Annotated in this window: 21 protein-coding genes, 1 tRNA gene and 1 pseudogene; 12 read left to right on the top strand and 11 right to left on the bottom strand. The window is 60.8% G+C overall.

Annotated features, from left to right (window positions below; translation table 11 throughout):
• Nucleotides 1–135: 135 nt before the first annotated feature.
• On the bottom strand, nt 136–1539 hold the full coding sequence (locus ACRDT3_RS16770) for a PLP-dependent aminotransferase family protein (protein WP_431494071.1): 1404 nt from the start codon (nt 1537–1539) through the stop codon (nt 136–138).
• On the opposite strand from ACRDT3_RS16770, the gene ACRDT3_RS16765 reads away from it, so the two are divergent.
• The 3 genes and pseudogenes from ACRDT3_RS16765 to ACRDT3_RS16755 all read left to right on the top strand — a co-directional run bounded on the left by ACRDT3_RS16765 (nt 1538) and on the right by ACRDT3_RS16755 (nt 4421).
• Entirely contained in the window at nt 1538–2482 is a 945-nt protein-coding gene (locus ACRDT3_RS16765; RefSeq protein WP_431494070.1) for a DMT family transporter, read from the top strand. The genes ACRDT3_RS16770 and ACRDT3_RS16765 overlap by 2 nt on opposite strands.
• Nucleotides 2479–3417: pseudogene (locus tag ACRDT3_RS16760) on the top strand (dihydrodipicolinate synthase family protein). The gene ACRDT3_RS16765 and the pseudogene ACRDT3_RS16760 overlap by 4 nt, the downstream one beginning before the upstream one ends.
• A 557-nt stretch (nt 3418–3974) precedes the next feature.
• Nucleotides 3975–4421 carry a VOC family protein gene (locus ACRDT3_RS16755; RefSeq protein WP_431494069.1) on the top strand — a complete coding sequence of 149 codons (447 nt, stop codon included), beginning with the start codon at nt 3975–3977 and terminating at the stop codon, nt 4419–4421.
• A gap of 74 nt (nt 4422–4495) precedes the next feature.
• Here the strand turns inward: ACRDT3_RS16755 and ACRDT3_RS16750 are convergent, their stop codons facing one another.
• On the bottom strand, nt 4496–6511 hold the full coding sequence (locus ACRDT3_RS16750; RefSeq protein WP_431494068.1) for an acyl-CoA dehydrogenase: 2016 nt from the start codon (nt 6509–6511) through the stop codon (nt 4496–4498).
• Between the two features lie 52 nt (nt 6512–6563).
• Nucleotides 6564–7223, bottom strand: coding sequence for a TetR/AcrR family transcriptional regulator (locus ACRDT3_RS16745; protein WP_431494067.1), 660 nt, complete (start codon nt 7221–7223; stop codon nt 6564–6566).
• Between the two features lie 75 nt (nt 7224–7298).
• Between ACRDT3_RS16745 and ACRDT3_RS16740 the strand changes: the two genes are divergently transcribed.
• From ACRDT3_RS16740 to ACRDT3_RS16730, 3 genes are read left to right on the top strand one after another with little or no spacing between them, the layout of a single operon-like run.
• Nucleotides 7299–8594, top strand: coding sequence for an acetyl-CoA C-acetyltransferase (locus ACRDT3_RS16740; RefSeq protein ID WP_431494066.1), 1296 nt, complete (start codon nt 7299–7301; stop codon nt 8592–8594).
• Entirely contained in the window at nt 8594–9931 is a 1338-nt protein-coding gene (locus ACRDT3_RS16735; protein WP_431494065.1) for a 3-oxoacyl-ACP reductase, read from the top strand. Before ACRDT3_RS16740 ends, ACRDT3_RS16735 begins: the two co-directional genes overlap by 1 nt.
• Nucleotide 9932: 1 nt before the next feature.
• On the top strand, nt 9933–10787 hold the full coding sequence (locus ACRDT3_RS16730) for a MaoC family dehydratase (RefSeq protein ID WP_431494064.1): 855 nt from the start codon (nt 9933–9935) through the stop codon (nt 10785–10787).
• Between the two features lie 74 nt (nt 10788–10861).
• Here ACRDT3_RS16730 and ACRDT3_RS16725 read toward each other — a convergent pair whose 3' ends face one another.
• Together ACRDT3_RS16725 and ACRDT3_RS16720 are read right to left on the bottom strand one after the other, a co-directional pair.
• The gene (locus tag ACRDT3_RS16725; RefSeq protein ID WP_431494063.1) at nt 10862–12055 is read right to left on the bottom strand and encodes a glycosyltransferase; all 1194 of its coding nucleotides are present in this window, start codon (nt 12053–12055) and stop codon (nt 10862–10864) included.
• Nucleotides 12056–12122: 67 nt separating this feature from the next.
• Nucleotides 12123–12323 carry a hypothetical protein gene (locus ACRDT3_RS16720; protein ID WP_431494062.1) on the bottom strand — a complete coding sequence of 67 codons (201 nt, stop codon included), beginning with the start codon at nt 12321–12323 and terminating at the stop codon, nt 12123–12125.
• Nucleotides 12324–12426: 103 nt separating this feature from the next.
• Here ACRDT3_RS16720 and ACRDT3_RS16715 point away from each other — a divergent pair, with 103 nt between their 5' ends.
• Entirely contained in the window at nt 12427–12564 is a 138-nt protein-coding gene (locus ACRDT3_RS16715; protein ID WP_431494061.1) for a hypothetical protein, read from the top strand.
• Entirely contained in the window at nt 12561–12722 is a 162-nt protein-coding gene (locus tag ACRDT3_RS16710; protein ID WP_431494060.1) for a hypothetical protein, read from the top strand. The genes ACRDT3_RS16715 and ACRDT3_RS16710 overlap by 4 nt, the downstream gene beginning before the upstream one ends.
• 244 nt (nt 12723–12966) lie before the next feature.
• Here ACRDT3_RS16710 and ACRDT3_RS16705 read toward each other — a convergent pair whose 3' ends face one another.
• Complete coding sequence (locus ACRDT3_RS16705; RefSeq protein ID WP_431494059.1) at nt 12967–14001, bottom strand: DUF4062 domain-containing protein; 1035 nt, start codon at nt 13999–14001, stop codon at nt 12967–12969.
• Nucleotides 14002–14266: 265 nt separating this feature from the next.
• On the opposite strand from ACRDT3_RS16705, the gene ACRDT3_RS16700 reads away from it, so the two are divergent.
• Complete coding sequence (locus tag ACRDT3_RS16700; protein ID WP_431494058.1) at nt 14267–14563, top strand: hypothetical protein; 297 nt, start codon at nt 14267–14269, stop codon at nt 14561–14563.
• Between the two features lie 18 nt (nt 14564–14581).
• Here the strand turns inward: ACRDT3_RS16700 and ACRDT3_RS16695 are convergent, their stop codons facing one another.
• The 3 genes from ACRDT3_RS16695 to ACRDT3_RS16685 form a co-directional block, all read right to left on the bottom strand.
• The gene (locus ACRDT3_RS16695; protein ID WP_431494057.1) at nt 14582–15133 is read right to left on the bottom strand and encodes a hypothetical protein; all 552 of its coding nucleotides are present in this window, start codon (nt 15131–15133) and stop codon (nt 14582–14584) included.
• A gap of 38 nt (nt 15134–15171) precedes the next feature.
• Nucleotides 15172–15882, bottom strand: a complete 711-nt coding sequence (locus ACRDT3_RS16690) for an HNH endonuclease family protein (protein ID WP_431494056.1) — start codon at nt 15880–15882, stop codon at nt 15172–15174.
• Between the two features lie 134 nt (nt 15883–16016).
• Nucleotides 16017–16919 (bottom strand): excalibur calcium-binding domain-containing protein, encoded by a 903-nt coding sequence (locus tag ACRDT3_RS16685; protein ID WP_431494055.1) that lies wholly within the window; start codon nt 16917–16919, stop codon nt 16017–16019.
• A gap of 163 nt (nt 16920–17082) precedes the next feature.
• Between ACRDT3_RS16685 and ACRDT3_RS16680 the strand changes: the two genes are divergently transcribed.
• The 3 genes from ACRDT3_RS16680 (at nt 17083) to ACRDT3_RS16670 (ending at nt 18596) form a co-directional block, all read left to right on the top strand.
• Entirely contained in the window at nt 17083–17607 is a 525-nt protein-coding gene (locus ACRDT3_RS16680) for a hypothetical protein (RefSeq protein ID WP_431494054.1), read from the top strand.
• Between the two features lie 11 nt (nt 17608–17618).
• Nucleotides 17619–18287 carry a hypothetical protein gene (locus ACRDT3_RS16675; protein WP_431494053.1) on the top strand — a complete coding sequence of 223 codons (669 nt, stop codon included), beginning with the start codon at nt 17619–17621 and terminating at the stop codon, nt 18285–18287.
• Nucleotides 18288–18437: 150 nt separating this feature from the next.
• Nucleotides 18438–18596 (top strand): hypothetical protein, encoded by a 159-nt coding sequence (locus ACRDT3_RS16670; RefSeq protein ID WP_431494052.1) that lies wholly within the window; start codon nt 18438–18440, stop codon nt 18594–18596.
• Between the two features lie 313 nt (nt 18597–18909).
• On the opposite strand, the gene ACRDT3_RS16665 is transcribed toward ACRDT3_RS16670, so the two are convergent.
• Nucleotides 18910–18993 (bottom strand) — tRNA-Leu (locus ACRDT3_RS16665).
• Between the two features lie 228 nt (nt 18994–19221).
• Nucleotides 19222–19866 carry an NADPH-dependent F420 reductase gene (locus ACRDT3_RS16660; RefSeq protein WP_431494051.1) on the bottom strand — a complete coding sequence of 215 codons (645 nt, stop codon included), beginning with the start codon at nt 19864–19866 and terminating at the stop codon, nt 19222–19224.
• Nucleotides 19867–19912 lie beyond the last annotated feature (46 nt).

Genomic DNA, 19912 nt, shown 5'->3' with positions numbered 1-19912 from the left:
GCGCAGCCTGGAGGGTGCCGATTCGCCTAGCTGCAGCTGCGGTGCCGCAAGGACCATGTTCAGGTCCCGGATTGCGGGCCTGCAGAAACGCTGGTTCCGCCCTGGCAGCCGGTAGCTGGATCCTGCCGGCCGGACCTAGCCGCGCAGCACCTGGCCGATGATCTCGACGCCCTGGTTGAAGGCTCCAGGGTTCGGGCCGGCAAAGTTCAGCCGCAGAAAGCGTCCGGTCGGTTCCGCGGGGAACCAGCTGTCTCCGGCCGAGATGGCCACGCCGCGCATTTCGCAGTCGCGGACCAGCTGCACCAGATTAGTGGCATCCGGCAGCCTTGCCCAGAGGTTCAGCCCGCCCAGCGGGACCTGCTCGACATGGGCTTCGGGCAGATGCTGCGCCAGGGCGTAGAGCACCAGATCCCTGCGCGTTGCCAGCTGCTGGCGCACCGAACGCAAGTGGGTGCGCCACCCGGGCTGGGTGACCACGTCAAGCGCGACGGATTGCAGCGCACCACTGACATACATGGATTGGGCCTGGTTATCGGCCAGAATCCGTTCCCGTGCTGGCCCTCTGGCAATGACGCCGGCAACACGGACCGCCGGGGACACGCTCTTGGTCAGGGAGCGCAGATACACCACGTGGCCGCTGTCATCTCTGGCGGCCATCGGTGAAGACTCGGCATTGATCCCGAAATCCTTCGCCCAGTCATCTTCCACCAGGAAAGCACCACGATTCTCCAGGATTTCCAGCACCCGCTGGGAAACTTCGGGCGACCACTGGGCCCCGGAAGGGTTGGCGAAATTCGGGTGGGCGTAAAAGGCGCGGGCCCCGGTTTGCTCGAAAGTGCGATCCAGCTGCCCGGGGTCCGGGCCATGGGGACCGGCGGGAACGGGGACGAGCTGCACGCCGACTTGCGCGGCAGCCAGGATAGCACCCCAATAGGTGGGCGATTCGATGAGCATCGGCTTGCCGGCCCCCACCAGTGAGCGGAAGATCGAGCCCAGCCCGCTTTGGCTTCCGGGCAGAACGACGACGTCGCTGGCCGCCGGCGCGCTCAGCCCGGGGGCAGTGATGGCGCCGAGTTCGGCTGCGAACCAGCTCTGCAGATCAGGCAGCCCCGCGGCCGGGGTGCGTTGGAGCACCGCATCGCTGCGCGCGACCCGCGAGAAGGCGCTGCGCACCAGCCGTTCTGGCAGCAAGTGTCGATCCGGATAGCCCGACTGCAGTGAGATGACGTCATTGGGCGTAGCGCGCTGGGCGGAGGCGAGTTCAGGCAGGGGCCGTTGCACAACGCCCAAGGCCGCGGTTTGCCAGGCATGGTCGTGCGCCCTGGCCACCGGCTGGCTGCGAATGAAGGTGCCGATACCAGGGCGCGATTCAATGATGCCCTGGCCGGTGAGGGTCCGCAGCGCTTTCTGCACGGTGACCGGGCTGACTTCATGATCCGCGACCAGGGAGCGCGTGGAGGGCAGCTGGCTCCCGGCGGGGGCTGCCGCAATCCATTCGCGCAGTACCGCAACCAGGCGCTCACTGCTACTGTTAAACATGAAACTAGATAGTACCGCTACTCTCAATACGCGGCAACCGCTATCCTCTGCCGGTACCGGGCTGATCTGGGGATTACTGGGCGTTCTCGCCTTCTCCTTCACCGTGCCCTTCACCCGCATCGCCGTGGAAAGCGGCCACATGCAACCGCTGTTCGTCGGCGCGGGACGCTCCGTTATCGCCACAATGCTGGCTGTTGCCGTGCTCTGGAGCACCGGCCAGAAACTTCCAACACGGTCGCAATGGTGGCGGCTGCTGGTCGTCGCCGGGGGAGTTATCGCAGGTTTTCCCCTGCTGACATCCTTTGCGATGACCACAGCTCCGGCCAGCCATGGCGCGGTAGTGATCGCCATCCTGCCTGCAGTGACGGCCGCAGCCGCTGTGCTGCGAACCAGGGAACGACCCAGCACCAGATTCTGGATCGCGGCCGGTTCCGGGTCATTGGCAGCCTTGGCCTTTGCCGCTTTGCAAGGAGGCGGGCTGGACAGCTTGCACGGGGCCGACTGGTTGCTCTTCGGGGCGGTGCTCGCTTGCGCTATCGGCTACGCCGAAGGCGGCCTGCTCTCGCGGGAGCTCGGTTCATGGCAAACGATCTCGTGGGCACTGGTTCTGGCCTCTCCGGTTATGATCACCCTAACGACCGTCTCGGCGCTCCAGCACCCTCCCGCAGCAACATTCAGCGAGTGGGCTGCTTTCGCATATCTTGGCGTCGTGAGCATGTTCCTTGGCTTCATTGCGTGGTATCGCGGATTGGCCATCGGCCCGATGGCGCAAGTGAGCCAGGTGCAGCTGGCGCAGCCGGTAATGACGATCTGCTGGGCCGGGATGCTGCTGCACGAACAAATAGGTTGGCCCACCGTGGTTGGCGGCTGCGCAATCATCGCCTGCGCCCTGCTGGCCGTAAGATCGAGGAACCAGCACCTTAGAGAGGATGGCGCATCATGAAATCATCAACGAAAACTGGGGCAGTGCCAGTCACCGCCTTGGCCGGGCTCAGCGCCTTCCCGCTCACCCCAATGAAAGATGACCAACTCGATGAGCCGGCATTCATCGGATTGGTGCAGCGACTGGTTGCGGCCGGGGTGGATTCAATCACCGTCCTGGGCTCGACCGGTTCCTACATGTACCTGGAGCGCGCAGAGCGCGAACGCGTCATCCGGTTGGCGGTTCAGCATGCAGACGGGATCCCGGTGCTGGCTGGAGTCGGCGCCATGCGCACCGCCCACGTCCTGGCGCATATTGACGACGCCAAGGCCGCCGGTGCGGCCGGTGTTCTGCTCGCCCCGGTGGGCTACCAGCGGCTGGACGATGATGAAGTCTTCGCACTGTTCAGGGCGGCGACCGAGCACAGCGACCTGCCGGTCGTTGTCTATGACAATCCTGGAACAACCCATTTCACCTTCAGCAACGGGCTTTATGCGCGCATCGCGCAGCTGCCGGGGATCATTTCCATCAAGATTCCAGGGGTCCCGGCAGATCCAGTGGAAGCACTTGCCCATGTCGCGGCGATTCGGGCGGTGCTTCCCGATCACGTAGGCATCGGGGTATCGGGCGATGCCTCCGGGGCAGCTGGACTCATCGCAGGATGCGACGCGTAGTTTACCGCGGTGGGCGGAACAATCCCGGACCCGATGCTTGAAATTACGCGCGCGGTGCAGGCCGCAGACCACCAAAAGGCGCTAGCGGTTTCCGAGGATCTGCGGCCGCTGTGGGACCTGATGGCGCAATGCGGCGGCAGCCTGCGCGTCAGTGCCGCGATTGCCGAGCACCTGCGCCTGGCAGCACCCGATTGCCTGCCCTTGCCGGTCCAGGGGCTGGACCCGGACCAGCGGGCAAGGGTGGCGCTGGTGCTCGATGAGCTGGGGCAGGCAAGGCTCTAGCCTGGTGGCCGGAAAATAGGCCGGCACTGTTCTTGGCGGTGATGCCGGTAGCGGTGGGGCCAGCGCGCAGAAGGCTGGCACCGTTCACCCGGGCAGGCTTGATCGCGGCAGCAGGCAACTGTACGGAAATGCCCCGGTGGCGGAATTCGGGGCGGACCACGAAGCAGGCCAGCGCCCGGATGGATTCCCCCGGCCTTGTGCCCGCGGGACCGGAAGCGCGGGTAGTGCTGGCCGGGCATCGGCATAGGCCACGAGGCCGGCTGGAACACCAGGGCCGCAGACCTGTTCGCGCAGTGCCGCGTCGTTGGATTCAGCCCGCGGTTCCATTCGCCATCAATGAAGTACCGGCATTTGCACCACGGGGGATTGCCCTGCTGGCCGAAGACCATCGCGATGCCATCGACCAGCGAGGCTTCTGTGGGGCGGCCCGGAATAGAAGTTCCATGGAATCTTATTCGTGGGCTGGTTCCGGGCGCGCGGCGGGCGTACCCTGTGGCTAACTAGCGAACAAGGCCATCATTGCCTGGCCGCCTACGAGCGAAAGCGTGCCCGCCACCATGCCACGAATCATCCGTTTTGACCATATCGGCGTCACCGTTGCAGACCTTGAGCTGGTGACCGACTTCTTCATAGGCTTGGGCCTGCATGTCGAGGGCCGGGTCTCCGGGATGGAAGGGGAGTTCCTGGAAACCGTGTGCGGGATCAAGGACTCGCGCACGAACGTCGTCATGCTCAAGTCCGCGGATTCGGAGGTCGGCATCGAACTGGCCAGCTTCGAGAAGCCGGACCACGAGCCCGGCAACCCCCACGCCATGGCCAATGAATTGGGAATGCGCTCGATCGCCTTCGAGGTAGATGACCTCCAGGGGATGGTCGCCGGCCTTGAAGCCCAGGGCTATGGGCTGATCGGCGGCGTCGGGCAATACGAAGGCGCATGGAAGATGGCTTACGTGCGGGGGCCCGAAGGGTTGACGGTAGCCCTGGCCCAGCGGCTGGGAAACTAGGCGAAGCAGCCTTTAACGAGCTGGCGCCCGGACCCGGTACAAAATCCCCGGGTCCGGGCACCAGCGCTCTGGCTCTAGCGCTTGGCCTTCTGCAAGGACTTCTCGCTGATTGGCGCATTATCGCTGGCACGCAGCTTTCGGAAGTACTCCATGGCCTCATCCTGGCGCTCGGCTTCGCCGCCCGAGGAGATATCGGCACGCAGGTGGTCCTGGGTGTAGCCGAAGGCTTCCACCAAGTCCTGGGCATGCGGGCGCAGGCGGGCGAGCAGGCGGTTGATGTAGCCCGAAAGGGTACGGGCCCGCTGCATCGAGAGCAGGCCGTTGGCCAGGTACCAGCCCAGGTCATCCTCGATCAGGACCAGCGCGAAGACATCGCGCAACCAGGTCAGCACCTCCTTGGTGGTCGGATCCCCGGTCTTCTCCAATGCCGCGGTGAATGCTTCCCAGCGCAACAGCTGGCCGTGGTCGCGCGCCGCGGAGATCAGCAGGTCCTGGTTCTCGTTGAATGCGGCGGCAGCCTTGGCCTTGTTCTTCCCGGCGGCCCGCAGGGCGTTGGCCACCTCGGCGACCTTGGCATTGATGCGGTCGGTGAGCAGGGCGCGCTGGTTCTCCGGGTCCTTGAAGAAATTCGCGCTCTTGCGTTCGTCGGAGATATCCGCGAAGGCCTGGCCCACGCCGCGCAGACCCGAGCGGTGCAGGGCGGTGGCACCGACCTGCTTGGCCACGTACAGGGCCATCGCGCCGGTGTCGAGCTTGCGGAACTCGGCCGCGTAGTCGGTGAGCAGGCGCTTGCCCACCAGTTGCAGCAGCACATTGTTATCGCCTTCGAAGGTCACATAGACATCGAGGTCCGCATAGAGCTGGGTGAAGCGGTTCTTGGCGATGAAGCCGGCACCGCCGCAGGCCTCGCGGCATTCCTGCAAGGTGTCCAGCGCGTCCCAGGTGCTCAGCGGCTTCAGCGCGGCGGCGAGGGTTTCCAGGTCTTGGCGGTCATCATCGCTGTCGGCCCGGCCCGAGAACACCGCGTCGAACTTGTCCAGCAGGCCGTCGTGGGCGAAGGAGGAAGCGTAGGTGCGGGCCAGGCGGGTGATCAGGCGGCGCTGGTGGCGCTGGTAGTCCAGCAGCGTGGTTTCCTCGGTGTCGGAAGTGGAGTTGAACTGGCGGCGCTGGTTGCCGTAGGTGACCGCGATCTGCAACGCGATCTTCGCGGCGTTGGTGGCGGCGCCATCGAGCGACACGCGGCCCTGGACCAGGGTGCCGAGCATCGTGAAGAAGCGGCGGCCCGGCGAAGGGATCGGCGAGGAATAGGTTCCGTCAGCGTCCACATTGCCGTAGCGGTTGAGCAGGTTGGTGCGCGGAACACGCACGTTGGTGAAGTGCAGCCGGCCGTTGTCGATGCCGTTCAGCCCGCCCTTCAGCCCGTCGTCTTCGCCGCCGATGCCTTCAAGGAAGTTGCCGGCTTCGTCGCGGATGGGGACGTAGAAGCAGTGCACGCCGTGGTTGACGCCCTTGGTGATCAGCTGGGCGAAGACGGTGGCGGCCTTGCCGTGCAGGGCCGCGTTGCCCAGGAATTCCTTCCAGGCGGCCTTGAATGGGGTGTGGATGATGAACTCGCCGGCGGCTTCGTCGTAGGTGGCGGTGGTGGCCACCGCGGCCACGTCCGAACCGTGGCCGATCTCGGTCATGGCGAAGGCGCCGGGGGTATCGAGGTTCATGGCCCCGGGCAGCCAGGCCCGGTGGTGCTCCTCGGTGCCCAGGTGCAAGATCGCCCCGGCGAACAGGCCCCACTGCACCCCGGCCTTGATCTGCAGCGAAGGATCCGCGGCCACCAGTTCCTCGAAGGCCGCGATGGAGCCGCCATGGTCATCGGCGCCGCCGAATTCCTTGGGGAAGGCACGCTGCACGGCTTCTTGCTCAACGAGGATGCCCAGCTGGCCCAGTACGCGTTCGCGGTGCTCGTCCATGCCCAGCAGCGGGTCGCGCTGCAGCTGCGGATCGGCGGCGCGGGCGCGCGAGGCCTTGCGGATCTGGGCGTAAGGGCCGAAGAGTTGTTCGGACAGGGCGTTGACGTTGATGCGGTTCTCGCTCATGACGTACCTTTCATTTCGGTGGTGTCTCGGTTTGGGGTTGCACCTGGGTGCTTCAGCAGGTTTTCGGTTTCCGGGTGGAGGCGATGCCGTAGGTCAGCCAATTGGTCAGCTCCGTGGCCAGCGACTGCAGGGTCGGCTTGTGATCGGAGGCGGGTTGGCGCAGCCATTGCTCGCCGGCGGCGCGGACCATGCCCAGCGCCGCGCGTGGCCACAAGTCCAAGGTGGCGGCGGTGGCGCGCTGATCGTAGAGCTGGAGCAGGCGTTCGCTCATCAAGCTGGATGCCTCTTCGAAGAAAGTGCTCAGGGCGCCGGCTGATTCATCATCGGCCGAGCGCGGGGCCGAGGTCACGAAGAAGTACAGGTTGGGGCTGTTGGCGGCCAGCTCCAGGTAGGAGGAAACCATGGCGTGCAGGGCGCTGATTTCATCTTCCTTGGCCAGTCCCGCGGCGATCACGCGTTCGCGGAAGTCGTTGATCACCATCGCGCTCAGCGCCTGGCGCAGGCCTTCCTTATCCCCGAAGTACCGGTAGTAGACCGGCTTTGAGGTGCGTGCGTGCCCGGCAATATCTTCCATCGAGACCTGCGGGCCGAGCTTGTGCACGGCCTTGCGCGCCAGCTTGAGCAGTTCTTCGTGGCGCGCGGTGCGATGCGCTTCCCAGCGAGCTGCTCGGCCGTCGGTCTCGCGGTCGAATTCTTCAGTGATCTTGTTCACGTAACTCACAGTATCATGTACTCTTGGTTACAGTAATACTTGTCACACCAAAACATTTGTAGGAGTTCAACGAACATGAGCCAGCCCTCTGTGCGCAATGCCGTGATCATCGGTGGCAACCGCATTCCCTTCGCCCGTTCCAACACCGCCTACGTGAATGCGTCCAACCAGGACATGTTCACCGCCGCGCTTGAGGGCCTGGTCGCCCGCTTCGGCCTGCAGGGCGAGCGCATCGGCGCTGTCGCCGGCGGCGCGGTGCTCAAGCATTCCAAGAACTTCAACCTGGTCCGCGAGTCCGTTCTCGGCTCCTCGCTGGATCACGCCACCGCGGCCTACGACGTGCAGATGGCCTGCGCCACCGGCATGGAAGCCATCGGCTCGCTGGCCAACAAGATCAAGCTGGGCCAGCTCGAATCCGCCATCGGCGGCGGCGTGGACACCACTTCCGACGCGCCGATCGCGGTCTCGGACTCGCTGCGCGGCATCCTGATGGAACTTTCCCGTGCCCGCACCACCAAGGCCAAGCTGAGCGCGCTGGCCAAGATCCGCCCCGGCCACCTGGCGCCGGCAGCCCCGGGCACCGGCGAACCGCGTACCGGCCTGTCCATGGGCGACCACCAGGCGGTCACCACCAAGAAGTGGGGCATCACCCGCCAAGCGCAGGATGAACTGGCTTTGGCCAGCCACAAGAATCTGGCCGCCGCCTACGACCGGGGCTTCTTCAACGACCTGATCACCCCGTTCAACGGCCTGTCCAAGGACAATAACCTGCGTGCCGATTCCACGTTGGAGAAGCTGGCCAAGCTCAAGCCCGCCTTCGGCAAGGACCTGGGCGAGGCGGCGACCATGACCGCCGGCAACTCCACCCCGCTGACCGACGGCGCCTCGGCGGTGCTGCTGGGCAGTGAAGAATACGCGCAGGAGCATGACCTGCCGATGCTGGCGAATTTCGTCGACTTCGAGGCGGCCGCAGTGGACTTCGTGCACGGCGGCGAAGGACTGCTGATGGCCCCGGCTTACGCCACGGCCCGGATGCTGGCGCGCAACAACCTCACCCTGGGCGACTTCGACTTCTACGAGATCCACGAAGCCTTCGCCGGCACCGTGCTCTCCACCCTCAAGGCGTGGGAAGACGAGGAATTCTGCCGTGAGAAGCTGGGACTGGATGCACCTCTGGGCGCCATCGACCGTTCGAAGTTGAACGTCAACGGTTCCTCGCTGGCAGCCGGCCACCCATTTGCCGCCACCGGCGGACGCATCATCGCCAGCACCGCGAAGATGCTGCATGAAAAGGGCTCGGGCCGTGCACTGATTTCGGTCTGCGCAGCAGGTGGCCAGGGCGTCGTCGCAATTCTGGAGGCTCGCAGCTAATGGCAGACAAGTACATGGAACTGGTCAATACCGGGGCCACCAAGAAGCTGGCCACCCTGCTGGGCTTGCCGCGTCCTCCGCGCCTGCGCCGCTACAGCCCGCAGGAAGCGCTGCTGCCCGGCCCGGTGCTGGTCCTCGGCTCCTCAGACCAGGCGCAGGAGATGAGCGACACCCTGGTGTCCTGGGGCCTGGATGTGCGCCGGCATGATGCCGGCGAGGCCAAGCTCGGCGGGCTGGTGCTCTTGCTCGATGAGCTTGAGCGCCCCACTGATCTCTCGCCGCTGATGCTCGCCGCAGGCCAGGCGCTGCGCAAGCTGCTGCCCGGCGGACGCGTGGTTGCTTTCTCACGGCCCGCCCGGGATGATGACGCGCCGGAGCTTTCCGCCGTGCGCCAGGGCATCGATGGGATCGTGCGCTCGATGGGCCGCGAAATGCGCGGTGGCGCCACCGCCAACGGCATTGTGCTCGAAGCGGGCACCACCGTGGCCAGCCCCAGCGCGCTGGCCGCCTTGCGCTTCTTCTTCTCCGGCCGCAGCGCTTATGTGGACGGCCAGTTCCTGACCGTGCGCACCAACGATGGCGTGCTGCCGGCTGACTTCGCCAAGCCGCTTGCCGGCAAGGTGGCAGTGGTGACCGGGGCCGCCCGCGGCATCGGCGCGGCCATCGCCAAGACGCTGTCCCGCGACGGGGCGCAGGTGGTCGTGGTGGACATGCCAGCCGCCGGCGAAGCGCTGGCCAAGGTGGCCAATTCGATCGGCGCCACCACCTTGCAGCTGGATGTCACCGCCCAGGATGCTGCCCAGCAGATCATGGATCATGCGATCGGCCGCCATGGCTCGCTGGATCTGGTGATCCACAATGCCGGCATCACCCGGGACAAGCTGCTGGCCAACATGGATGCCGGCCGCTGGGATTCGGTGATTGCGGTGAACATCGCTTCGCAGTTGCGCATGAATGAGGCCTTCCTGGCGGCCAAGTTGCCTGGCCTGCGCATCGTTTCGCTGGCCTCCACCTCCGGCATCGCCGGCAATCGCGGGCAGACCAACTATGCGGCTTCCAAGGGCGGGGTGATCGGTATGGTGCACGCCAGCGCCAAGCTGTTCGCCGAGAACGGCGGCTCCATTGCCGCTGTGGCTCCGGGGTTCATTGAGACCGAGATGACCGCGAAGATCCCGCTGGGCACCCGCACCGTGGCCCGCATGGTCCTGCCATCGCTGATGCAGGGCGGCCTGCCGGTGGATGTTGCCGAAGCGATCAGCTTCCTCGGCTCGGATGCCGCGGCCGGGCTGAACGGCCAGGTGCTGCGCGTCTGCGGCCAGTCGCTGGTAGGTGCCTGAGATGGGTGCGCAGATCGTTTCCGAGATCCCGTCGATGGCCTCGGTCTATGCCAAGGCCGTCAAGACCCTTCAGCGCAAGCCCAAGAACCCGGTGCTGCCCGAAACCGTGCTGGTCTTCCAGGGCGCGAAGGCCGATCCGGGGAAGCTTGCCGAATACCGCAAGGCCGTGGGCGCGCCGATGAACGGCGTGCTGCCGAGCCTCTACGTGCACTCCTTGGCGTTCCCGCTGGCCATGTCATTGATGGTGCAAGATGACTTCCCGTTGCCGCTGCTGGGGATGATCCACCTGGTCAACCAGGTGGAGGTCCGGCAGCCGTTGGGGGAGGACGAGGCGTTTGACATCGAGGTGCACAGCGAGAACCTGGCGGGCCACCCGCATGGGGTGACCGCCGACCTGGTGATGCGCATTGTGGTGGACGGGCAGGACCGGTTGCTCTCGCGCAGCACCTTCCTGGCCAAGGGCGTGCGGCTTGACGGGGCCACGCCGGAGAAGAGCGTGCACCAGGCATTTGCCGCGCCGCAGCGCACCGCGAGCTGGAAACTTGATGCGGGAACCGGGCGCCGCTGGGCCGCGGTAGCCGGGGACTACAACCCGATCCACCTGTCTGCACTTAGCGCCAAGGCACTGGGCATGCCGGGAGCCATCGCCCACGGCATCTACCTGGCGGCCCGGGCGCTGGCGGGAATCGAGCCTGCCAGCGGAAGCTACCGCTGGAGCATCGAGTTCCAGACTCCGGTGGTGCTCCCGGCCGCGGTCGACTTGGCCTTCCAGCCGAACGCCGACGGTTACACCATTCAGGCGTGGAACGCGCGCAAATCCAAGCCCCACTTCGAAATGGAGCTGGTGCGCGGCTAGGTGAAATCACCAGTGCCCTGGTCATCGACGCAGTCGCGTTGACGGCCAGGGCACTGTGGTGCCAGCGATCTTGACTAGGCTCGGTGGCGCTCGGACTGGGCCATGCGATAGCTGGCCAAAGTAGCGACAGCGGCGCGCTCCCAAGTGAATAGTCCCGAATGCTCCAGGGCGCCATGGCCGGCGGCAGTAATCTGTTCAGGATCCCGGGCAAGCTCAAGCAATTTTTCGGCCCACAGCTGGGCATCGGGCTCTTCCATGAGCCACCCTGATTCGCCGTCGTTCACGGCGTAGGCCAATCCGCCCACGGCATTGGCCAGAACCGGAGTGCCGCAGGCCTGCGCTTCGGCAGCTACCAGGCCGAAGGTCTCGGAGAGCGACGGGACTGCAACGACATCGGCGTTGGCGAAGACGAGTGCCAATTTCTCGGGGGAGAGCGGTTCGAAGAAGCGGACGACGTCCTCCAAGCCGTGGCGTTGCACGAGCGATGGCAGGTCGTAGTCGGTTGCCCCGGACAGGGCGCCGAAGAGCGATGCGGTGATGCGCAGGTTGGGATCCTTGCGGCGCGCGATGCCCATGGCTTCCAGCAGCAGATGCGCTCCCTTCAGCGGTTGCATCCGCCCGGCATAGACCAGATGCAAGTCATCCTCGCCCAGCGGGCGGCGCACCTTGTCCTGGTCCGGATGGAAGATGCGGTGGTTGACGCCGGGCAGCACAATGTCGAGCTTTTTCGATTCCACGGCGTAGAAGCGCCCCAGCTGCTTCGCTTCCACCGGAGTGTTGGCGATGATGCGCGCGCATTCGGCAAGCAGCTGCTGCTCGGCGTCCTTGCGGTAGCCCGGCTCGGGAATGCCCGATTCATGCTCCTTGGCCGCAGCCGAGGTGTGCATCGAGACCAACAGGGGAGCGGACCATCGCTGCGCCAGTTGCAACCCCGCCATCCCGGAGAGCCAATAGTGCCCGTGGACGACATCGATCTTCACGCCGTGCAAGTGCGTGGCGATTTCTTCCGCGGCCTCATCGATGATCTCCGGCAGCTGCTCTTTGGTGAGGGCCTGATTGGCAGCGATCTGCACCTGGTGCATCCACACGCCCTCGCTGACCTGCAGCGACTCGGATTCGCCGGCGGTGCGGGTGAGCATGTGGACTTCGTGGCCCAGTGCGCCCAGCGCATAGGAAAGGTTCTGGATGTACACGTTCATGCCACCTGCATCGCCGGAGCCCGGTTGCTGCATCGGTGAGGTATGCAGGGAAAGCATGGCTATGCGCATGATCAGTACTCCAGTATTGCTTTGCTAGTGACGGAATTTTTCGTTCAAAACTCCGCCTCTGATGCTATCAAGAAGCCAGCTCGAGCATCTTCGTGTTCGCCGACGTCCAGTGATCGACCATTTCCACTCCGCCGTGGCCATCGTTTTCGCAGATGACCAGCGAGGAAGCTGGCCAGAGTTGATGAAGTTTCCATGCGGTCATTGAAGGTCCGGAAACATCGGCTCGTCCGTGGATCAAGACGGCGGGCAGCTGCTGGATGCCAGCCAAGCCGCATAAGCGCTGATGAACTCGCGGACAACAGAAACAGCGGCTGTTTTCTGGCCCGTGGTCATCTTCTCTGCTCCGAGCGGTAGTTGCAGGGCGCCGGCTCTTGAATGCAACGGTCAAGCCGCTGCGTGACCACTGGCGGACGGGCAACTTGCTCAAGAAGATCGACGAGCTCGTCGCCCAGCAGTCGGTCAGCGATGATGCACTGTTTGATTACCGCTTGCAGAAGAGTGAAGCATGATGCGCGCACCAGTTTGGGCCGCGAAGCTGCCGGCCGCGATCGACAGCTTCGGCAAAGCTGCGCAAGCATTGGAGATTCTGTTCGGCGAAGGGCTCACTTTCGGGCAGTCCGGCCAGTACCTGATCGTGTATGCCCGGGGGAGGTCTGCGACTGCCTGAGCTGCAACCGCGACATCCACCGGGTGCGAGCCGTCGCCGGCGACCAGAACCTACTCGAACACGATCAGATCTAGTTCATGTGCCCCGACTGTGGTGACAAACGATGCGCAATGGCAACGAGTCACCGGCAGCCGTCTGACAAAAAGATTGACGCGTTCTTGACATGAGTCAGGGCCGATTGAATCGGTGAGGCGTCCAAAAATCGTGATCGGAAGCCTAAGCAGTTCGCTCACTCTGCTGCCGATTAGTTCAGTACTTCGCCCGTGGAATTCCGTCTACGCGCCCGCAGCTGCATCATGCGCGCCTCACCTTCTTCGGTGAGCTGCCAGTATTTCTGCCGGTCGTTCACAGTACGCTTTGCTGTTCCGCGCTCAATTAGTCTCAGCGCAAAAAGTTGAACCAGCACATCGGAGAACGCATCGGTCGTATTGACTTCAACAATTGAGACCTTCTCGACATCCTTGTACTCTTCGGCATTTTCGCGACCGATTCGCCGAAGGGTCCGGCTAAGCGCGTCATGCATTCGCGCCTCAGTAGTCTCATGAAGTAGGAGAGGCGCAATCCCGGAATAAATTTCGTTCCAAGTGGTCTTGCAATCAAAGGAAGCGGAGTAACCTACATTGTCCGTGCCCGTGAAATCGAATTTGACCCCAAATGAATACTCGTCCTCACCGTCTTCTAAATCTGGAAAAACAGGTTGATTCGAGTTCGCTGATGATTGTTTGACAGATGACCGAAGCTCCGCCAGCTCAGCCCGGATCTCGGGTGACATTGCGGCATCTCCACGTACCCACCCTACGGCGGGTCTTTTACGCTGGAGGTCCATTAGAGCAACGGCCACATTTGCCGACAGCTCATGGGGTGAAGCGAAGAACGATGCGTTTCGCGGGCCCATAACCTTGGTTTTGAACTTGTCCAGCTTTTCCGACTTTTTCTGATTCTTATCAGTAAGCCCATTAGGAACAGAATCAGGGTTCCCGTGGATAAATACCATCGTCGGTTTTTTCGTTTCTTGAGCGTAGTCGTATTCCATTTCTGTGTAGCTTAGTGACGTCTTTTCATCCTCGGATCCGTAGCGTGCGCCAACGATGAGACAGTAATAGTCCGAGTCATCGATGACACCCTTGATCAGGTCCCATTTATCTTCATCCGAAGCCGGAAAGAGTTCCATGCCAGCAGGGAACGTATTCATCTTGAGCAGTGTTTGTACTACAGACTGTCGTTCCGTTTCCAGGTCAACGAACGTTGAACTAACGAAAACTTGAACTCGCTTTTCCATAGAACCTCCATAATTTAATTATCGATTAAAATAACCCAAGCCTAGTCAGGCTTGTATTCGGCGACCTGCGGCTCCCTGACGAGAGGTATATGAGTCTCGGTTTTCGGGCCCAATTGCATTTCTGAACTGACTGAATCTCTGACGAAGAATAGACGCTTTTCGAATATCTGGTCTGGCTTGTTCTTCTACTGCTACTCACGTTCAATGGAAGAAACTCAGACTGGCTCCGGCTGGCCTCCCCACGACATGCTGAGAAGGAAATGCCATGACCGAAAACAATCCGCTGACCGAGGAAGTCCGCTCAGTTAAGCAAGAAGCAATTGGCGAGGCTACAGATTCGATTACCAAGCTATTAGTCGACCTTGAAAAATCTGAGAAGAACCAGCCAACCCGACGAAAGGCGGTTGAAGACGCTCGACGGGCCGTTCGAGACTCGGCGAGGCCCTACTTGTCCCAGAAACAGATCGACGAATTCAATGCCATGAACAAAGCGGCCCAAGACGGAGGATCCTCTCGTGGTGCGGCATTTGGCTCAGCGGACATGAAGCCAGGCAAGTCCTGAGCATATTCGAAGCGCTATCTAGAGGCCAATCTTCTCTGCGTCGTTGCAGACAGTAGAAGCCGGATAATTTATACAAGCGACTTGCACGTCAGTGACCGATGGGATGTAGCCGTCTACCATACCCATGAGACCTGGATACGTCTCCAAAGCGCTCAGCCACTCGTTCACGGTCGAGCAATTTTCCAGGGTTTTCTTAATCAGCGCCTCAGCTGCATCCGAGCCTATTACCTGAGCCGCACGGGCAGCCGGGGTTTCACATGCCTCTGATACATCGACGCTTTCACCTCCCGGAACTCCGATCCAGGCACTATCAGGATCGACGGCGCCGCGCTGGGCATCTGTCCGCTCAGATGAAATCGAGAAGCACCCGATTTTCCGCATCTCAGCCTGCGCTTCTTCGGAAGCCACTTCACTTGACGAGATCGCCTTCAGCAATGGGAAAAGCTCAGGACAATTCTTGCCTTCGTCGATGGCACTTCGCAGATCAGACAATTGACTCTCCGATGTGGTGCAGCCCGCTAATGCCAGCAACAACAAGCCCATTGACATGCCGGCGATGAACTTCTTCAAGTTTGCTCCCTGCTCATTTTTTGGAAACCACTATTTTTCTAACTGCATTGTTCGTCGAGGATCCGCACTATGGCACTGTGCTCAGCTTTCGTCATCCACAGGTCGTACTTGTGCTTCACTTCGATCTGACGCGTGACGTATTCGCACCAGTAACCACGGTTTGGTGGCAACCATGTTGCCACGTCACTATCGCCCTTGGATGCGTTCGTAGGACCGTCCACTGCTAACAGATTGAGCGGATCGTCTGAGAACGCAATTCGACGTTCAGGAGAAAGCTTCTGCGCGCCCTTCTGCCACGCATCCGAAAGCGCCACAACGTGGTCAATCTGCACCGCGTTACTGGTTCCCTGACCGCGCTGGAACTCAATAGTCTTCCCGGTAAACGGGTCGAGCAGAGTTCCTGTAAGAACCACGCAGTCACGGGTTCCAGTCTTGTAGGTGTACACATCCAAATCCCGGGAGAGGATGTCGTTGCGGGCATCGCACCCATTCCGATCCGGGTCACCCCAACCGTTGCCGAACAAGTCACGGTCGTAACCGGTCCTTGGTGCGCGGCCCTTGATGGGAATCTCACTCAAAAGTACGGATGCTTTCGTGCTTCCAGTGCTGGCGCTGGCTGTCGGATCTGGCAGGGCCTCCGGTGACGGCAACGGTGTCGGCTGCGAGTCATTGGCTTCGGGCTGCTCTGCCGGCGGCTCCTTGCTGATCGTAATCGGCGGAGCCTCTGAACGGATCACGATGGGTGGCAACGGGGTCTCCGAAGTAACCTGTGTGCCGGCAGCACTGCCAAACGATTCAGTCGGCGGGGGTGCGGCACCAGTTGCAGTGCCGCACCCGCACAGAACCAGCCCCATCAGGATGGCTCCAGTGATGACCCTAGGTGCTATGAGTCGCAACCGATCCCGTCCCCATCTCGATCAAGGTGCGAAGCGTAACCAGGTTCGCCACGGCTGATCGGGGCCGCACCTGCTGCGCGGGCTTCAGTGCAGTTCGCATAGAAGGCACTGGCCGGCGCCGGTGCTGGAGCTTCGTAGACTTCTTCGATGGCTTCTTGCTCGGCAATCCTGGCAGCCTCTTGCTGTTCAGCTAACCGTTTTTGTTCAGCCTTTTTAACGGCAGCCTCGCGTTCAGCTTTTTCTTCGGCAGCCTTTTTCTCAGCAGCCTTCTTTTCAGCAGTAGCCTTAGCTTCTGCTACTTTTTTCTCGGCCGCCGCTTTTTCTTTTGCAGCCTTCTCTTCGGCTACTTTCTTGGCAGCCAGAATATTCTTGTCGTGATCTTCTTGAGTCGCCCAGACCAGGACGCCGTCGGTGCTTTTATCGCAGTAAAGCTTTTCCGCACCTTGTTCCATGACCAGCTCATCACCTTCACACTCCTGGCCCACAAAATCTGCAATAGCGGTTGGCGAAGGCGATTCTGAAGGTGTCGGTGTTGGCGACTCTGTACTGGTGAGAATCGGGTCGCCGCTTGCGGAAGCTGCCGACGGAGGAGTGGTCTCGGCAGGTCCCATAGCGGCACCGCTGATGAACATCACGATGACCATGCCGAAGCCGAACCATCCGGATTTGCTGCGTCCTCTGATGGGCAGACCAGGAACTTTACCTTTTATCATGCCGATAATTGCAAGGATTATGCCAACGAGTGCGATCAAGACGAATAATTCTGGGATCAGGAAAAGCAGCAAAAAAAGCACGGCAAGGACCGCAAGTATCACCCAAAGATAGGTCCGATTTCTTGGCTTGCGGGTCGGAGGTCGGTCGGGCGCAACGGGGCTAGGAAAGTTGGTCATGTATCCTTCTAAAAAGTTGCGAGTGTATACAGATACTTAGTTTGACGACTCCCGTGATTAAAGGCAATTTAAAGGTTTATTGTTAAATTTTGTCTAAGAACCTATACCAACCAGAATAGAAAATAAATCACTCCCCGGTGCATCTAAAACACAGGATGGAATCATGAAACATCTGACTAACGCCGTGAAAATGTCAGTCCAACACGGCAATTGGTACTCAGCTCTTACGCTCGCACTCGCGTTGCCTGACATTTGTTCGAAAGTTGATGAACCAAGCGAGAAATCGGTGAAGAAACGATACACCCGATGGGCAGACCAATATTTCACGCCAAAATACACCCACAATATTGGGCCAGAGCGGAGAGAGCACGTTTTTCTTTCCAGCAACGATTTCTATGCTCTTCGTTGTGCGGTGATTCATGAAGGCTCCGACTCGGTAATGTTGCAGAAGGCGAGAGAGGCGCTCGACCGCTTTCAATTCATCGCACCGCATCCGCGCGGGCACATTATTCACTGCAATCTGCTAGATACTCACCTTCAGCTTCAAGTCGACAAGTTCTGCGCGGACGTCTGCGAAGCTGTCGATGAGTGGCATGCCGGCATCAAGGAAGGTTCAGATCAAGCACTACGAGTATCGGAGTTGATGATAATCAGAGAATTTTCCGATGGTGAAGGAATCTCATTCTGAAAATACCTGAGATGACTGCAGAACAATTCGAATGCCTGATTCCTACACCCGACGCGTTCAAAGAGAGCGTTCTTTACTGCTCGACCAATGCGACCAATGCAGTTGACATATGGGTGGCATTTGGAACCGTCGGCTCAGCGGTGGCAGCCGTAGGCCTGGCGATCTGGTCAGTCATCGACAGTCGAAGGTCGCACCGTCGCGCAGATGCGGCCTTGCAACGCGAGCAATACACCGCGAGGCAAGAGAAGCTGATAAAGGTTTCGGAGCCAGTAAAGAGCGTCCTGCAGGAGATGCGTTCCGTCGACGAAGCTCTTATCGCCGAGCAAAGTTCTGAACTGTATTGGGCAGTCGACACGTTTAGGGATCATGTATCGCGTTTGGGCGCAGTCGAGTCGGAATTCGGGAAGTACCTCCTGACATTGGCTGGGCAGTTAAATTATGCGATAAACGATATGCTCGCACCTGATGGCTTCGGAAGATCTCACAAGCTCGGTTACCAATGGACGAGAGGGGTTGGTGGGATGAACATGATTATAGGTAGGGCAATCACCGATCTGATTTATGCGGTTACCGAGCAGGAGAAGTACGTTTGTCTGGAAAGCCTCAAGGCCAAAGGTGAAAGATGGCTTCATAACTATTTCCTGGACGGCGACTATGGGAATTTCGGAGACCGGCCCTAAGAATCCTCATCCTTCGCTATGCTGATGTTATCAATCTGGTAGTAACTAAAGAGCCTGTCAGGTTGTTTGTGTAAGTGACCTAGTCACATTCTATTTGCCGGTATTCTTAACATTTCATTCATGTATGGTTCGATACGTTCCGGGGAAGCCATGATCCTCAACCATCGCGGGATGCCGATTGAGCACCGGCGGCGGGCGTGCGAGTGGTTCTGCTGGTCGCATGCGCAGAAGAGCAAACGGCCGACGTTGCCGGCGTTGCCGGCGTTGCCGGCGTTGATCAAGGCGACCAAGGCTTTCGAGCATGAATAGTCGGAATCAACGCATGAAGCTCCGGAGCAATCGTTTGGACCTGCGCTTTACGGAACAGCCGCAGTGGCTGAGGAAGGTTTATTTTCCAAGGCTGGCTGGGTTGGAAGAACCTGCTAGAACTAAGGCGAAGAACCTGCTAGAACTAAGGCTTCGATAGGGGTTTGGTCCGGGTGACACACCGGGACCAGACACCATTTGTTGCCTATAGGCCCTTTATTGCCTATAGCCCCGCATCCTGAATTGAAGGCGGGAAGCTGGTCGGATTAAATAAAAAAATCCCCGGTTGACCGAAGTCAACCGGGGATTCTACCTGTGCGCGAAAGGGGACTTGAACCCCTACCCTCTTGCGAGGACTAGCACCTCAAGCTAGCGCGTCTACCTATTCCGCCACCCGCGCAGGTTGTCTGTTGCTCGCGTTGTTATCGCTGGCAACGAAGTAAAACTTTACCACCCCCAGCAGGGGATTTCCAATCGGGAAACTCCCCGCAACTGGAGGGTGAAAACCCCGGAATTCCGCGGGAAAACTGGGATTGAGTAGAGGTTTAAGGTAAAAAACCAGAAAATCAGTGTCGAGCGTCACAGGAAAATGGCGTGATCTGCCTAGTGAAACACGGGTTTAGCGGTTCTACGCGGCATTTGGGCCGAGCCGCGCAGCCAGCGTTGCCGCATCGAGTACTTCGTTGAAGATCGCGCCACCAGGTTCCATGCCGCGGCCCGCAGCCAAGCTGGGCAGGAGGACCGGAGAAAAACCCAAGGAGACGGTAAGTTCCGAAACCGTCCGGGCATCCAGCTTGTTGTCCGAGGCGACGCCCAGGGCGCGTTGCGCGGATTGCTTGGTTGCCCGATCCGCGTCCATGTCCCAATGGCTGATGTGATTCAGCGCCTTCACTACGCGGGAGCTCTTGAAATGGGTTGCAATGCCTTCGGAGCTGGACAAGCCAGCGTCAAGTGATGCTTCCAGCCAATCGGGAAGCGGTTCGTCTTCCCAGCGATTGGTCGCGTCCACCAGCAAGACGCCAGCCAGGGATGGGACATCTATATCGTCAAGTTCTTCTTGTGGCACCATGAGCACCACCAAATCGACATCTTTGGCGATGTCTTCGGCCAGTACGCCGGTGGCATGGGATGCGTACTGTGCCAGATGGTACTTCATCATTCGCGGAGGCCGGGAACCCGCGATGCGTACTTCGATTCCAGCTGACGCTGCTGCGCGGGCGAGGGCTGTGCCGGCTCGTCCCGCGCCAAGGATTCCAATCCGCTTGATGCTCATACTCCCAGCCTAGACGCGAAGGCCGTGGTGGCATGCAATTCATTGC

The sequence above is a fragment of the Glutamicibacter sp. genome (genome assembly GCF_050701915.1).
Lineage (GTDB): Bacteria > Actinomycetota > Actinomycetes > Actinomycetales > Micrococcaceae > Glutamicibacter.
Note: the sequence above shows the minus strand (reverse complement) of the source record. Positions and strands in the feature narration are given on the sequence as shown.

Excerpts from the sequence above, each read along its gene's own strand:
- ACRDT3_RS16730 (WP_431494064.1), top strand. The coding sequence starts at position 9,933 with ATGGGTGCGCAGATCGTTTCCGAGATCCCGTCGATGGCCTCGGTCTAT.
- ACRDT3_RS16750 (WP_431494068.1), bottom strand. The coding sequence starts at position 6,511 with ATGAGCGAGAACCGCATCAACGTCAACGCCCTGTCCGAACAACTCTTC.
- ACRDT3_RS16725 (WP_431494063.1), bottom strand. The coding sequence starts at position 12,055 with ATGCGCATAGCCATGCTTTCCCTGCATACCTCACCGATGCAGCAACCG.
- ACRDT3_RS16670 (WP_431494052.1), top strand. The coding sequence starts at position 18,438 with ATGATCCTCAACCATCGCGGGATGCCGATTGAGCACCGGCGGCGGGCG.
- ACRDT3_RS16660 (WP_431494051.1), bottom strand. The coding sequence starts at position 19,866 with ATGAGCATCAAGCGGATTGGAATCCTTGGCGCGGGACGAGCCGGCACA.
- ACRDT3_RS16755 (WP_431494069.1), top strand. The coding sequence starts at position 3,975 with ATGCCACGAATCATCCGTTTTGACCATATCGGCGTCACCGTTGCAGAC.
- ACRDT3_RS16710 (WP_431494060.1), top strand. The coding sequence starts at position 12,561 with ATGATGCGCGCACCAGTTTGGGCCGCGAAGCTGCCGGCCGCGATCGAC.
- ACRDT3_RS16735 (WP_431494065.1), top strand. The coding sequence starts at position 8,594 with ATGGCAGACAAGTACATGGAACTGGTCAATACCGGGGCCACCAAGAAG.
- ACRDT3_RS16705 (WP_431494059.1), bottom strand. The coding sequence starts at position 14,001 with ATGGAAAAGCGAGTTCAAGTTTTCGTTAGTTCAACGTTCGTTGACCTG.
- ACRDT3_RS16685 (WP_431494055.1), bottom strand. The coding sequence starts at position 16,919 with ATGACCAACTTTCCTAGCCCCGTTGCGCCCGACCGACCTCCGACCCGC.
- ACRDT3_RS16680 (WP_431494054.1), top strand. The coding sequence starts at position 17,083 with ATGAAACATCTGACTAACGCCGTGAAAATGTCAGTCCAACACGGCAAT.
- ACRDT3_RS16770 (WP_431494071.1), bottom strand. The coding sequence starts at position 1,539 with ATGTTTAACAGTAGCAGTGAGCGCCTGGTTGCGGTACTGCGCGAATGG.
- ACRDT3_RS16700 (WP_431494058.1), top strand. The coding sequence starts at position 14,267 with ATGACCGAAAACAATCCGCTGACCGAGGAAGTCCGCTCAGTTAAGCAA.
- ACRDT3_RS16740 (WP_431494066.1), top strand. The coding sequence starts at position 7,299 with ATGAGCCAGCCCTCTGTGCGCAATGCCGTGATCATCGGTGGCAACCGC.
- ACRDT3_RS16675 (WP_431494053.1), top strand. The coding sequence starts at position 17,619 with ATGACTGCAGAACAATTCGAATGCCTGATTCCTACACCCGACGCGTTC.
- ACRDT3_RS16765 (WP_431494070.1), top strand. The coding sequence starts at position 1,538 with ATGAAACTAGATAGTACCGCTACTCTCAATACGCGGCAACCGCTATCC.